This window comes from Novosphingobium sp. HNCC26DJ243, assembly GCF_057180545.1.
On sequence record NZ_JBXUGN010000002.1, the window covers coordinates 59,058 to 71,296 of the forward strand.

Annotated in this window: 14 protein-coding genes and 1 tRNA gene; 4 read left to right on the top strand and 11 right to left on the bottom strand. The window is 64.5% G+C overall.

Features of this window, described 5'->3' with window-relative positions; all coding sequences use genetic code 11:
* Nucleotides 1-38: 38 nt before the first annotated feature.
* From AC2A04_RS07770 to ileS, 3 genes are read right to left on the bottom strand one after another with little or no spacing between them, the layout of a single operon-like run.
* Nucleotides 39-452, bottom strand: coding sequence for a DUF3035 domain-containing protein (locus AC2A04_RS07770; RefSeq protein WP_484211757.1), 414 nt, complete (start codon nt 450-452; stop codon nt 39-41).
* A complete protein-coding gene (gene lspA, locus AC2A04_RS07775) occupies nt 452-970 on the bottom strand; it encodes a signal peptidase II (protein ID WP_484211758.1) in 519 nt (172 codons plus the stop codon). The genes AC2A04_RS07770 and lspA overlap by 1 nt, the downstream gene beginning before the upstream one ends.
* Nucleotides 970-3,870: an isoleucine--tRNA ligase gene (gene ileS, locus AC2A04_RS07780; protein ID WP_484211759.1), complete on the bottom strand. Its 2,901-nt coding sequence runs from the start codon at nt 3,868-3,870 to the stop codon at nt 970-972. The genes lspA and ileS overlap by 1 nt, the downstream gene beginning before the upstream one ends.
* Before the next feature lie 95 nt (nt 3,871-3,965).
* Here ileS and AC2A04_RS07785 point away from each other — a divergent pair, with 95 nt between their 5' ends.
* Nucleotides 3,966-4,430, top strand: a complete 465-nt coding sequence (locus AC2A04_RS07785; protein ID WP_484211760.1) for a cupin domain-containing protein — start codon at nt 3,966-3,968, stop codon at nt 4,428-4,430.
* A gap of 42 nt (nt 4,431-4,472) precedes the next feature.
* On the opposite strand, the gene AC2A04_RS07790 is transcribed toward AC2A04_RS07785, so the two are convergent.
* From AC2A04_RS07790 to AC2A04_RS07820, 7 genes are read right to left on the bottom strand one after another with little or no spacing between them, the layout of a single operon-like run.
* Nucleotides 4,473-5,411 (bottom strand): bifunctional riboflavin kinase/FAD synthetase, encoded by a 939-nt coding sequence (locus AC2A04_RS07790; protein ID WP_484211761.1) that lies wholly within the window; start codon nt 5,409-5,411, stop codon nt 4,473-4,475.
* Nucleotides 5,408-6,592 carry a dipeptidase gene (locus AC2A04_RS07795; protein WP_484211762.1) on the bottom strand — a complete coding sequence of 395 codons (1,185 nt, stop codon included), beginning with the start codon at nt 6,590-6,592 and terminating at the stop codon, nt 5,408-5,410. Before AC2A04_RS07795 ends, AC2A04_RS07790 begins: the two co-directional genes overlap by 4 nt.
* Nucleotides 6,593-6,598: 6 nt before the next feature.
* Nucleotides 6,599-7,102: a dihydrofolate reductase gene (locus tag AC2A04_RS07800; RefSeq protein ID WP_484211763.1), complete on the bottom strand. Its 504-nt coding sequence runs from the start codon at nt 7,100-7,102 to the stop codon at nt 6,599-6,601.
* Entirely contained in the window at nt 7,099-8,157 is a 1,059-nt protein-coding gene (locus AC2A04_RS07805) for a 5-(carboxyamino)imidazole ribonucleotide synthase (RefSeq protein ID WP_484211764.1), read from the bottom strand. Before AC2A04_RS07805 ends, AC2A04_RS07800 begins: the two co-directional genes overlap by 4 nt.
* A gap of 1 nt (nt 8,158) precedes the next feature.
* Nucleotides 8,159-8,644, bottom strand: coding sequence for a 5-(carboxyamino)imidazole ribonucleotide mutase (gene purE / locus AC2A04_RS07810; RefSeq protein WP_484211765.1), 486 nt, complete (start codon nt 8,642-8,644; stop codon nt 8,159-8,161).
* 28 nt (nt 8,645-8,672) lie between these two features.
* Nucleotides 8,673-9,359, bottom strand: coding sequence for a 2,3-diphosphoglycerate-dependent phosphoglycerate mutase (gene gpmA / locus AC2A04_RS07815; RefSeq protein WP_484211766.1), 687 nt, complete (start codon nt 9,357-9,359; stop codon nt 8,673-8,675).
* A gap of 45 nt (nt 9,360-9,404) precedes the next feature.
* Nucleotides 9,405-9,572, bottom strand: coding sequence for a hypothetical protein (locus tag AC2A04_RS07820; RefSeq protein ID WP_484211767.1), 168 nt, complete (start codon nt 9,570-9,572; stop codon nt 9,405-9,407).
* A 117-nt stretch (nt 9,573-9,689) separates the two neighbouring features.
* Between AC2A04_RS07820 and AC2A04_RS07825 the strand changes: the two genes are divergently transcribed.
* Nucleotides 9,690-9,764: transfer RNA gene (locus AC2A04_RS07825), tRNA-Thr, on the top strand.
* A gap of 122 nt (nt 9,765-9,886) precedes the next feature.
* The gene (locus tag AC2A04_RS07830) at nt 9,887-10,855 is read left to right on the top strand and encodes a sensor histidine kinase (RefSeq protein ID WP_484211768.1); all 969 of its coding nucleotides are present in this window, start codon (nt 9,887-9,889) and stop codon (nt 10,853-10,855) included.
* Nucleotides 10,856-10,864: 9 nt separating this feature from the next.
* Here AC2A04_RS07830 and AC2A04_RS07835 read toward each other — a convergent pair whose 3' ends face one another.
* The gene (locus tag AC2A04_RS07835) at nt 10,865-11,164 is read right to left on the bottom strand and encodes a GNAT family N-acetyltransferase (RefSeq protein ID WP_484211769.1); all 300 of its coding nucleotides are present in this window, start codon (nt 11,162-11,164) and stop codon (nt 10,865-10,867) included.
* A gap of 53 nt (nt 11,165-11,217) precedes the next feature.
* On the opposite strand from AC2A04_RS07835, the gene AC2A04_RS07840 reads away from it, so the two are divergent.
* Entirely contained in the window at nt 11,218-12,234 is a 1,017-nt protein-coding gene (locus AC2A04_RS07840) for a threonine aldolase family protein (protein WP_484211770.1), read from the top strand.
* Nucleotides 12,235-12,239: the final 5 nt, after the last annotated feature.

Consider the following 12,239-nt stretch of genomic DNA (forward strand, 5'->3'; position numbering starts at 1 on the left):
CGAAGCGGGGTTTGCCTTGCGTCCGAAAGAGCGTTCGATCAGCCGGGGATCGAGGCCGTGGCGGCCTGACCGTCACCTTCGGGAGCAGCCAGAATGTCGCGCACGACCTGGCCCTTGGCCACGGTCTGCGTTTCCGGATCGCCCACGGTCGAACGGATCGAGGCGGCCGCGGTGCCCGCACGGTTGAGAGTATCGGTTTCCACGCCAGAGCGGGCCGACGGGCCGCCGAACAGAACGTCGAGCGCCTGCTTGCCGGTTTCCGAATTCTGCGGACGAGGCGCGCCGGGATTGGGCGGGGTCAGCGCGAAATCGGGCGGCACCACCAGCGGCGCGGCGCGGGTCACGGCCATTTCGTCGGGACGGTCGCGATTGAACAGGCCACCACCGCCACCACAGGCGGACAGCAGGGTCGCCGCCGAAACGACGAGGGCAAGGGCGGCAGCTTTACGCATCATGCATTCTCCGTGGCGGTATTGTCGCCGCTATCGAGTGGCTTTTCGCGCGATTTGAACGAGCGGGCAAGCAGTATCAGGACGCCGAAGGTGATCGCGACGTCGGCAAGATTGAATATCTGGAACGGCCGCCATGCGCCGATGTGAAGATCGGCGTAATCGATGACATAGCCGAAGGTCAGCCGGTCATAGATATTGCCGAGCGCCCCGCCCAGCACCAAGCCGAGCCCCAGAATGTCTCCGCGCGCGTTCTCGCGCAGCATCCAGATGAACACGCCGGTGGCGATCAGGGCCGTAACGGCAATCAGGCCAAGCCGCATTTCCAGCGAGGTTGCGGTGAACATGCCGAACGACACGCCATAGTTCTCGGCGTAGCGCAGGTCGAAGAAGGGCAGCAGATCAATCAGCCCACGCTCTTGCAGCATGAGCGCTCCGGTCATCCACGCCTTGACCGCGCGATCCACGGCGAAGACCAGCGCTGCAAGGCCCAAGCCCTCGATGCGTGCGCGCGTCAGCATCAGGCCGCCGCGCCCGCGTCGATCGAGGAAACCACGCTCTCGCACCGTCCGCACAGGTCGCCGTCCTCCGTCACCTCGGGCAGGAGGCGCCAGCAGCGGCCGCACTTGTGATCGGAGGCGCGTTCGACAGTCACTTCGCTGCCCTGCCCGCGCGTTACTGTCGCGGTGATGAACAGCTCGGCCAGATCGGCTTCCGGCGCATCTGCCGGCACGGTGACATTGGCTTCAAGCCCTGATCCCAGCACCTTTTCCCGACGCAGCGGCTCGATCGCCTCGTTTACCGTCTGGCGCAAACTGCGCAGTTCGGTCCAGCGCGCCTCATCGACCGTCACGACCGGCACTTGCGGCCATTCGAGCAGGTGGACGCTGCCGCCATCGGGATAGCGCGAGGTCCACACCTCTTCCGCCGTGAACACCAGCACCGGCGCGCCATAGCGGACCAGCGCGTGGAACAGTGTGTCGAGCACGGTGCGATAGGCGCGGCGCTTCGGATCGGTCGGCGCATCGCAATAGAGGCAGTCCTTGCGGATATCGAAGAAGAAAGCCGACAGGTCCTCGTTGCAGAACTCGGTCAGCGCCCGGACATAAGTGTTGAAATCGAAGTCCTCGACGGCCTGCCGCAGCGTCGTGTCCAGCTTGCCGAGCAGGCCGAGCATGTACTGCTCCAGCTCGGGCATCTCCGCCACCGGCAGCCGCTCGTCCTCGCTGAAGCCTTCCAGCGCGCCCAGCAGGTAGCGGTAGGTGTTGCGCAGCTTGCGGTACTGGTCGGCAACGCCCTGGAGGATCTCCTTGCCGATACGGTGGTCCTCGGTGAAATCGACCGAGAGCGCCCAGAGCCGCAGGATGTCCGCGCCGTAATCACGCATCAGATCGATCGGGCTGATCGTGTTGCCGAGCGACTTGGACATTTTCATGCCCTTCTGGTCCATGGTGAACCCGTGCGTCAGCACCGCATCATAAGGCGCACGCCCGCGCGTGGCGCAGCTTTCCAGCAGCGAGGACTGGAACCAGCCGCGATGCTGGTCCGATCCCTCAAGATAGAGGTTCGCAGGCCATTGCAGGTCCGGCCAGCGCCCCGATTCCAGCACGAAGGCATGGGTGGAGCCGGAATCGAACCACACGTCGAGAATATCGGTGACGCGCTCGTAGTCCTCGAGCTTGTACTTGTCGCCCAGGTACTCCTGCGCGCGTTCCTCGTCCCAAGCATCCACGCCCTCGGCCATGACGGCGGCGACAATGCGCGCGTTCACTTCCGGATCATTGAGGTACTGGCCGGACTTGCGATCGACGAACAGCGTGATCGGCACGCCCCAGGCGCGCTGGCGCGACAGCACCCAGTCAGGGCGGCCCTCGACCATCGCGCCGATGCGGTTGCGGCCCTTTTCGGGCACGAAACGGGTGTCGGCGATGGCCTTGAGGGCGATCTCGCGCAGGGTCGCGCCCGGCGTCTCGACTTCGCTCGACGCGAACGGCTGTTGTGTGGTGTCTTGATCTCCGTTCGTGTCGAGCGAAGTCGAGACGCCTTGCGCAATCGCGCGATCCATCGGTACAAACCACTGCGGCGTGCAGCGATAGATCACCTTGGCCTTCGAACGCCACGAATGCGGGTAGGAATGCTTGTAATCGGCACTCGCCGCCAGCAGCCCGCCAGCCTCGCGCAGGGCCTCACAGATCGGACCATCGGGCGCGTTGAACTTGGGGTTGATGACCGAGCCCTGCCCGCCGAGCCAGCCCCAGTCCTCACGATACTTGCCATCGCCCTGCACCGCGAACACCGGCTCGATCCCGTGCGCCTTGCACAGCGCAAAGTCGTCCTCGCCATGATCGGGCGCCATGTGAACAAGGCCGGTGCCGCTGTCGGTGGTGACGAAATCGCCCGGCAGCATCGGACGCGGCTTGGCGAAGAACCCGCCGAGCGCGTGCATCGGGTGCTGACAGATGGTTCCTGCGAGGTCAGAGCCCTTGCCTTCCCAGAGGCGCTCATATTCGTAGAAGGTCTCGCCTTCGTCAGTCAGAAAACCTGAGCGCTCACCGAGTTGCAGCCAAAGTGCGTCGGCAACGAGCAGCGTCCTGCCTGTTTGGACAGGCGCATCGGGCGCACTGATTGTCTCGCGCACCAGAACATACTCAACCTCCGGCCCATAAGCCAAAGCCTGGTTCACCGGAATCGTCCAAGGCGTCGTCGTCCAGATCACCGCATGCGCGCCGACCAGTTCCGCAATCGGCGATTCAACAATCTCGAACGCCACGTCGATCTGCGTCGAAACGATATCCTCGTACTCGACCTCAGCCTCAGCCAGCGCGGTCTTCTCCACCGGCGACCACATCACCGGCTTGGCCCCGCGATATAGCTGGCCGCTTTCGGCAAACTTCAGCAGTTCGCGCACGATGGTGCCCTCGGCTTGGCTATCCATCGTCAGGTAGGGGTTGTCCCAATCTCCATTGATGCCAAGGCGCTTCAATTGCTCGCGCTGCACGTCGACCCACTTCTGGGCATAGGCGCGGCATTCAGCGCGGAATTCCTTTGGCGGAACCTCGTCCTTGTTCTTCCTTTTCTTGCGATACTCTTCCTCGACCTTCCACTCGATGGGCAGGCCGTGGCAGTCCCAGCCAGGCACATAGGGCGCGTCCTTGCCCAGCAGCGACTGGGTGCGACAGACCATGTCCTTGAGGATATGGTTCAGCGCATGGCCGATGTGCATGTCGCCATTGGCATAGGGCGGGCCGTCATGCAGGATGAACTTCTCGCGGCCTTTGCGCGCCTCGCGCACCTTGCGGTAAATGCCCTCGTCCTGCCAGCGCGCCAGAATGCCCGGCTCCTTCTGGGGGAGTCCCGCCTTCATGGGGAAATCGGTCTTCGGCAGGAAGACGGTCGGTCTGAAATCGCGCTTCTCGGTCATGACGGCTGCGCACTAGAGCAAATGCGCGGCTTGGGGAAGTGGCGAGGCCCTCAGGCCTGCGCTAAGCTGGCTTGCCGCTGAAAGGAGCCGCCACCATGCCCAGGATCGATCTTGATGCCATCGCGCAGAGCAACGCAACCGGCTACCCCGCGCCGTTCGACCGCGCCGTCGAAGGCCGCTGGTGGCGCAGGCTGGCTCCCGCGGCCGGACTCACCGATTTCTGCGCCAGCCATGTCGTCCTGAAACCCGGCGCATGGTCGAGCCAGCGGCACTGGCATGATGGCGAAGACGAACTGCTGGTGATGATCGCGGGCGAGGCCGTGCTGATAGAGGATGAAGGCCGGACCATCGTGCGCCCGGGCGACGTTTTGGCCTGGCCCAAGGGCGTCGAGAACGGCCACCACCTGATCAACGAAAGCCCTGCCGACTGCGTGTTCGTCTGCATCAGCGGCGGTGATCGCGATGGCGGAGGCGCCTATTCCGACATCGACATGGTGTTCACCGCCGATGGCTATTTTCACAAGGACGGCACACCCTATCCTGCCGAGCGGCTGCCCTAGAGTGATGTGCAGAATATCTGCACTACACTTCGTGATTCTGATTTACCGCACGACGCTCTGGCCGAGCAATTCCCGCGCCCGGTCGCAATCCCGCTCCATCTGTGCGACCAGCGCGTCGAGCCCGTCGAACTTCGCTTCGGGCCGCAGGAAATGGTGGAAGGCCACTTCGATCTCCTGCCCGTAAATGTCTTCGGCAAAGTCGAAGAAGTGTGGCTCGAGCAGTTCCTTGGGTGGATCGAATGTCGGGCGGATGCCGATATTGGCCGCGCCCTTCAGCACGCGTCCGCCAGGCAGCGTGCCCGTCACCGCATAGATGCCATAGCGCGGCCGCAGGTACATGCCGATGTCGAGATTGGCGGTCGGGAAGTTGATCGTGCGGCCCAGCTTGTCGCCGTGCTGCACCGTGCCGCGAATAGCAAATGGCCGCGTCAACAGCCGCGTCGCAGTTTCGCAGTCGCCCGCTTGCAGGGCATCGCGGATGCGGCTGGAGGAGACGACCTCGCCGCCTTGCGTGACCGCACCGACCGCGCGGGCGCGCAACCCCACTTTCGCGCCATGGTCGACGAGCACCTGCGGATTGCCGCTGCGCCCCTTGCCGAAGGTGAAATCCTCGCCCGTCACCACGCCCGCCGCGCCGAGGTGCCCTGCCAGACCCTGCTCGATCCATTCGGTGGCGGTCAGCCCTGCTACGCCCGCGCCGAAATGGATGACCAGCATGGCATCTGCCCCGGCCGCGCCGAACAGTTCCTGCCTCTGGTCCAGCGTGGTCAGGCGGAATGGCGGCGAATCGGGCGCGAAATGGCGCACCGGATGGGGATCGAACGTGGCGACGATGGCCGGGCGCCCTTCGGCCCTCGCCCAGCGGATCGCCTCGCCGACCACCGCCTGATGCCCGAGATGGAAGCCATCGAAATTGCCGAGCGCAACCACGCCACCACGCAAGGCCCCGGGCACGGGCGCAAGACTGTCGAGACGGATCACTTGCCCCCACCCACCATGGGCGCGATCCCTGCGCGGATTACCCGAAGTGCATTCTGCCCCATCACGGCGCGTATTTCATCGTCGGTGAAGTCTTCGTCAAGCAGCGCCTGCGTCACCTGCTCCAGTTGGGAGGTATCGAACCGCGTTGTCGTTGCGCCGTCGAAGTCGCTGCCGAGCGCGATGTATTGCGCGCCCACCAGATCGCGCACGTGGTCCATCGCCCGCGCCACCGCGCGCGGCGAGGTGTCGCAGATCGCCGCATCCCAATAGCCGATCCCGATCACACCGCCCGTACGGGCAATACCGCGGATCTCGTCATCGGTGAGGTTGCGATTGACGTTGCAGGTCGCCTGCACCCCGCCGTGGCTGGAAATGACCGGACGGCGCGCCATCGCCAGCAATTGGGCGACCCCGGTATGCGAGAGGTGCGCGATGTCGACGATCATGCCGCGCGCCTCCATCATCTGAACGATCTGCCGCCCGAGCGGCGTAAGCCCGCCCTTGTCGAGGCCGTGCATCGACCCTGCCAGTTCGTTGTCGAAGAAGTGCGTCAGGCTCGCCATGCGGAAGCCTGCCTTGTAGAGCCGGTCGAGGTTCTCTGCCTTGCCCTCGAGGTCGTGCAGCCCCTCGATCGAGAGCAGCGCGCCCACCGGCACCGTGTTCGCGCCACGCCGGGCCAGTAGCGCGTCGATCCCTTGCGCATCGCCGACCTTGAGCAACTGCCCCTTCGATCCGGCAACCGCGCGGTCCAGCTTTTGCGCGTGCCATAGCGACCGCTCGACCAGCGATCCCCAGGTCCGCACCGGCTGCATCTGCGCGACCGCCAGCGCAGTGATCGTGTCGGAATCCGCGCCGTTCGAATCGTAGTTGAGGCCCGAGGGCGATTTGGTCACCGACGAGAACACCTGCAACGCCACGTTGCCATCGATCAGGCGCGGCAGATCGACATGGCCCTGCCGTGCGCGCGTATCGAGATTGCGCCGCCACATCAGGGTGTCCGAATGCAGATCGACGATCGTCAGCGTCCGGTGCAGCGCGCGGGCATGCGGGCTGACGGCAATCAGCGGCTTCCCGTCGATCACGTTCATGCGCTTCTCGACCATCGCCGGAAGCGGGCCGACCACGAACAGGACGGCAAAGACCAGCACGAAGACCAGCGTCCATCCGATGCGGCCACGCATCGTGCCTCAGCTCCCGCGCCGGATCAGGGTTACGAAGGCATGGGCTGGGCGGCCATCGCTCGCGGGGTGCTCCTCGCGCGCCTGCTCCACCCACTGATCGTCCAACGGCGCCATGACCGTGTCACCGTCAAAATCGCCGTGGATTTCGGTCAGTTCCACGCGCTCGGCCAGCGGCAGGAACAGGCGGTAGATTTCCGCTCCACCGACAACGGCCACCTCGCCCTCGCCAGCAAGCGCCAGCGCTTCCTCGACCGAGGGAACTGCCTCTGCCTCATCGGATTGCCATGCCGCATCGCGTGTGAGGACGATATGGCGTCGGCCGGGCAAGGGCGCGGGAAAGCTCTCGAAAGTTTTGCGGCCCATGATCATCGGCTTTCCCATGGTCAGCGCCTTGAAGCGCCTGAGATCGGCAGGAAGCCGCCAGGGCAGGGCATTGTCCCGCCCGATCACGCCATTTTCGGCGCGCGCATAGATCAGGAACAGGCCCTTCCTGACTTGCGCTGCGCTCACAGCACCAGCCGCGTAACGTGGCCCATCTTGCGTCCCGGCCTGACCGCTGCCTTGCCATAGAGGTGCAGGTGATTGGCCGGGTCCGAAAGGATGGCAGGCCAATCGTGCGCATCGTCGCCGATCAGGTTATCCATCACCACACCCCGGGCGGCGAGGTCTGTCGATCCCAGCGGCAACCCGCAAATCGCGCGCACATGGTTCTCGAACTGGCTGGTGAGCGCACCCTCGATCGTCCAGTGCCCCGAATTGTGCACGCGCGGTGCCATCTCGTTGAACACCGGGCCTTGCGCCGTCGCGAAGAATTCGAGCGTGAGCACGCCGACATATTCCAGCGCGTGGGCAACTTGCGCCGCCAGCGCGCGGGCCGCTTCCATCTGATCGAGAATGACCTGCGAGGCCGGGACGGTCGACCGATCGAGAATCCCGTTCTTGTGGACGTTTTCCGCCGAATCCCAGAAGCGCACCTCGCCTGCAGCGGTACGCACGAGAATCACCGAGAATTCCGCTGCGAAGGTCACGAAGCCTTCGTAGATCAGCGGCACGTCCGGAAGGACGATCGCCTCGACGTCGACGGGCTGCATTATCCGCCACTGGCCCTTGCCGTCATAGCCGTCGCGCCGGGTCTTGAGGATGCCGGGAGCGCCGATGCTCGCAACGGCTGCCTTGAGGTCGCCCGCCGAATCGACCTGCGCCCAAGGTGCGGGCCGCCCGCCCAACGACTCGACGAAAGACTTCTCGCTGACCCGGTCCTGCGCCACTTCCAGTGCGCGCGCTGGCGGATGGAGGCGCGCATGGGGCGCAATCGCGCCGAGCGGACCTGCGGCGACATTCTCGAATTCGTAAGTCACCACGGCGCATTGCGCGGCAAATGCCCCGAGCGCCGCTTCGTCATCGAACGTGCCTTGCGTGAACGCGGCACAGACGTCGGCTGCGATCGGATCGGATTCGGGCGCATAGACATGGCAGCGATAGCCGAGGTTGGCCGCCGCCAGCGCGATCATCCGGCCAAGCTGGCCACCGCCCAGGATGCCGATCGTTTCGCCCGGTGGGATCATGTCAGGATGGCCGCTCCGCCACCGAATCGGTCTGCGCCGTGCGGAAGGCGATCAGCCTTTCGGCGAGCGCCGCGTCCGACGTTGCAAGGATCGATGCAGCAAGAATGCCCGCATTGGTCGCGCCCGGGATGCCGATGGCCAGCGTCGCCACGGGAATGCCGCCCGGCATCTGGACGATGGACAGCAGCGAATCCATGCCCTTCAAGGCCTTCGATTCGACCGGAACGCCCAGCACCGGCAGGTGCGTCATCGAAGCGACCATGCCCGGCAAGTGCGCCGCGCCGCCTGCGCCCGCGATAACTACCTTGAAGCCTTCGAAATGCGCGCCCTTGGCAAAGCTGACCAGTCGGTCGGGCGTGCGATGCGCCGAAACGATGCGGCAATCGTGCGCCACGCCGAGCTTTTCCAGCACGGCGGCCGCATTCTTCATCGTCTCCCAGTCGGACTGGCTGCCCATGACGATGGCAACTGCTGGCTTGTCCGTCATCCCCGCCCCTTGCGTTTGATTGGCGCTGTCAGCGCTCCGACAGGTAGTAGCGCTCGATCTCGGCGAGATTGTCGTCGAGTTCGTAAATGATGGGCTGCCCGGTCGGGATCTCCAGCCCGGTGATGTCCTCGTCCGAGATGCCCGACAGGTGCTTGACCAGTGCGCGCAGCGAATTCCCGTGTGCCGAGACGATCACCGTTTCACCCGCCTTGAGCGCGGGCGCGATCTTCTCTTCCCAGCAGGGAAGGACGCGTGCGATCGTATCCTTGAGGCTTTCGGTGGCGGGCACCGCAATCCCGGCATAGCGCGGGTCCGACGACAGATCGAACTCGCTGCCCACTTCCAGCGGCGGGGGCGGCACGTCGAAGCTGCGACGCCACACCTTGACCTGATCGTCGCCGTGCTTGGCCGCAGTCTCGGCCTTGTCGAGACCGGTAAGGCCACCATAGTGACGCTCGTTAAGGCGCCAATCCTTGTCTTCGGCTACCCACAGGCGGCCCATCGCTTCCAGCGCGAGATGCAGCGTCTTGATCGCGCGGGTCTGCAGCGAAGTGAAAGCGAGGGTCGGCAGGACGCCCTTGTCCTTGAGCAGCTGACCGGCAGCAAAGGCCTCGGCAGCGCCCCTCTCGGTCACGTCCACGTCCCACCATCCGGTGAAGCGGTTCTCGAGGTTCCACTGCGACTGGCCGTGACGGATCAGGATCAGGCGGGGCATCTGGGCATCCTGTGACAGTTGATAAGGATCACGCGGCCCCTAGCGTCACCCTTCCGACTTGGAAAGGCCGGTTTCCGGCGAATCAGCGGAATTTGCCGTCGGGGCATCTGCGCTTTCCATCGCACGGGCCTGTGCCTTGCGCCGCTTGAGGTTTTCGCGAAGGCTCGCGGCTAGCCGTTCTTCGCGGGTGGTTTGGGCGTTTGCATGGGCCATCGCCCGCATATCTGCGCGCGCCACGCCGGTCCTGCAACCCCTGCTTGACAAAGCCCGCCCCCGCAGCCATTAGCCCGCCCCTGCCCACCCTACCGGGGGAGGCAGCGGAAATGGTGTGCTGCTGTAGCTCAGTGGTAGAGCGCATCCTTGGTAAGGCTGAGGTCGGGAGTTCAATCCTCCCCAGCAGCACCATTTCCCTACGTCGGCGTAATCGTGCAGAAAGAACTGCTGCGGCCGAATACCTAACTTTCGATATATGGAACTTTGCGTGGGCAGAGGTTTTATTGCCCATATTCTTCCGCGGGTATTCTCCGATGCTTTCATCTGCCGCGCTTTCCCCTGAAAGTCTTTCCCTCGTACTCGAACAAAGCGCCGATTGCGTGAAGCTGGTCGATCCGGATGGTCGTTTGCTCTGGATGAACCGCAACGGCCGCTGCGCCATGGAAATCGACGATTTCCACGAATTTCGCGAACGCGAATGGGTGTCGCTCTGGCCCGAGGAATCGCGCGGCCTGATTAAGTCTGCGCTGGCCGAGGCGGCAGGAGGCGAAATTGCACGGGTAGAGGCTTTCTGCCCGACCGCCAAAGGCACGCCGCGCTGGTGGGAGGTAAGCGTTTCGCCGGTCACGACTTCCGATGGCGTAGCCGCCGGTTTCATCTCGATCTCGCGCGATGTCAGCCAGCAGCACGCAGACCGTGAGGCACAGCGCATCGTCATGGCCGAAATGCGCCATCGGCTCAAAAACAGCTTCACGATCGTGTGCTCGATGCTCAATTCGATCGCGCGCGGCGACGAAGCCAACACGGCCTTTGCCGCGGATATGGTGGATCGCATTTCCGCGCTCGCTCGCGCACAGACCCTGTTCGAAGACACCCAGCAGGCCACCGATCTGCATGACCTGCTCGAAACGCTCGTCACCCCGTTTCGCGACGGTGCCCGCAAGATCGTCAACCTGGAATGCCAGCAAAGCCACGAGATCACGCGCGAACAGGCCGATGTCATTGCGCTCGTGATTGGCGAACTCACCGTCAATTCGACGAAGCACGGCGCGATCGACCGTGGCGGACAGATTGACCTGACCGCCACGACCGAGCCCGACTGGCATGTGATTCACTGGAGCGAACGCTCCGACGCCAAAGTGACCGCTACGTCTCGCACAGGGGGTCAGGGGCTTTCGCTGATCCAGCGCATCTGCAAGGCTCGTGGCGGCACCTTTGAAATCGCATGGTCCGAGAATGGCTTCGATTCGGTGTTGCGCCTTCCGCTTGTCGCAACACCCTGACCTTCCCGATCAAGCCCGCAGGTCGGCCCATTCCGGGTGCCTGCGGAACGCGACCTCGACGTAACTGCACTGCGGCACGATCTTGAAACCGTACTTGCGCGCGTCCTCGACCAGGGCCTTGACCAGCTCGGCGGCCACGCCACGTCCACCGATCTCGGGGGGCACCAGCGTGTGGTCCGCGGTGACGACATCGCCGTCGCGCCGGTAGGTCAGGCGCCCGATCGCCTCGCTGCCCTCTACTTTTGCATGAAATTCGCCCCGCGCGCCCTGATCGAAGTGCGTGATGCTGACGCCTGTACTGTCTGCCATGCCCTGTGCTCCTTGCTTGACCCGCAACGCGCCGGACGACATTGCAGTTTCCGATGAAATTTTTCTCCGACAATGCCGCCACGGTCCATCCCAAGGTGTGGGAGGCGATGCACGCTGCCGACAGCCCGGATTCAGGCTACGACGGCGACGCGCTTTCGCAAGCCATGGACGAGGCGTTCTCGGGTCTGTTCGGCACAGAATGCGTCGCGCTGTGGGTCGCCACCGGCACGGCTGCCAATTGCCTAGCGCTGGCCGCGATGGCGCCTCCGCATGGCGGCGTGGTCTGCCATCGTGAGGCGCACATCGAGATGGATGAAGGCGGCGCGCCCGGATTCTACACCCACGGTGCCAAGCTCATGCTGGCCGATGGCGATGGCGCGAAGCTGACGCCCGACGCGATTCGCGCAGTGATCGACCCGGTCCGCAACGACGTCCATCAGGTCCAGCCGCACGCCATCTCGATCACGCAGGCAACCGAATATGGCCGGGTCTATGCCCCCGACGAGGTCGCCGCGATCGGATCGCTCGCGCAAGGGCGGGGCCTTGGCCTGCACATGGACGGCGCGCGCTTTGCCAATGCGGTGGCGCATCTCGGCTGCCACCCCGCGGAGATCACCGCGCAGGCAGGCGTCGATGCCCTTACCTTCGGGTGCGTCAAGAACGGGGGGATGAACGCCGAAGCCCTGGTGTTCTTCGACATGGAACTGGCCGATGTGGCGCGTTACCGCCGCAAGCGCGCAGGCCATCTGCAATCCAAGGGTCGCTACCTTGCCGCCCAGATCCTGGCGATGCTCAAGCACGACCTGTGGCTCGACAATGCCCGTGCGGCCAATGCCGCCGCACAGGAAATCGCCGAGGCCTGCGGCGCGCGCGTATTCCACCCGGTCGAGGCAAACGAGATTTTCGTGATCCTTTCGCCGCAGGAACAGGCCGCCTTGCGCGCGCAGGGCTTCGACTTCTACGATTGGACCGCTCCCCACAGCGCTTCGGGCGCGGCCCGGCTGGTCACGTCCTGGAACAGCGAACCCGCACATGTGGCGGCACTGGCCCGCGCGATTGCGGCACTGTGAGCGAT

What these genes read in the sequence shown, in the direction of transcription:
- AC2A04_RS07770 (WP_484211757.1), bottom strand. Translation starts at nt 452, where the DNA reads ATGCGTAAAGCTGCCGCCCTTGCCCTCGTCGTTTCGGCGGCGACCCTG.
- lspA (WP_484211758.1), bottom strand. Translation starts at nt 970, where the DNA reads ATGCTGACGCGCGCACGCATCGAGGGCTTGGGCCTTGCAGCGCTGGTC.
- ileS (WP_484211759.1), bottom strand. Translation starts at nt 3,870, where the DNA reads ATGACCGAGAAGCGCGATTTCAGACCGACCGTCTTCCTGCCGAAGACC.
- AC2A04_RS07785 (WP_484211760.1), top strand. Translation starts at nt 3,966, where the DNA reads ATGCCCAGGATCGATCTTGATGCCATCGCGCAGAGCAACGCAACCGGC.
- AC2A04_RS07795 (WP_484211762.1), bottom strand. Translation starts at nt 6,592, where the DNA reads ATGCGTGGCCGCATCGGATGGACGCTGGTCTTCGTGCTGGTCTTTGCC.
- AC2A04_RS07805 (WP_484211764.1), bottom strand. Translation starts at nt 8,157, where the DNA reads ATGATCCCACCGGGCGAAACGATCGGCATCCTGGGCGGTGGCCAGCTT.
- purE (WP_484211765.1), bottom strand. Translation starts at nt 8,644, where the DNA reads ATGACGGACAAGCCAGCAGTTGCCATCGTCATGGGCAGCCAGTCCGAC.
- gpmA (WP_484211766.1), bottom strand. Translation starts at nt 9,359, where the DNA reads ATGCCCCGCCTGATCCTGATCCGTCACGGCCAGTCGCAGTGGAACCTC.
- AC2A04_RS07820 (WP_484211767.1), bottom strand. Translation starts at nt 9,572, where the DNA reads ATGGCCCATGCAAACGCCCAAACCACCCGCGAAGAACGGCTAGCCGCG.
- AC2A04_RS07830 (WP_484211768.1), top strand. Translation starts at nt 9,887, where the DNA reads ATGCTTTCATCTGCCGCGCTTTCCCCTGAAAGTCTTTCCCTCGTACTC.
- AC2A04_RS07835 (WP_484211769.1), bottom strand. Translation starts at nt 11,164, where the DNA reads ATGGCAGACAGTACAGGCGTCAGCATCACGCACTTCGATCAGGGCGCG.
- AC2A04_RS07840 (WP_484211770.1), top strand. Translation starts at nt 11,218, where the DNA reads ATGAAATTTTTCTCCGACAATGCCGCCACGGTCCATCCCAAGGTGTGG.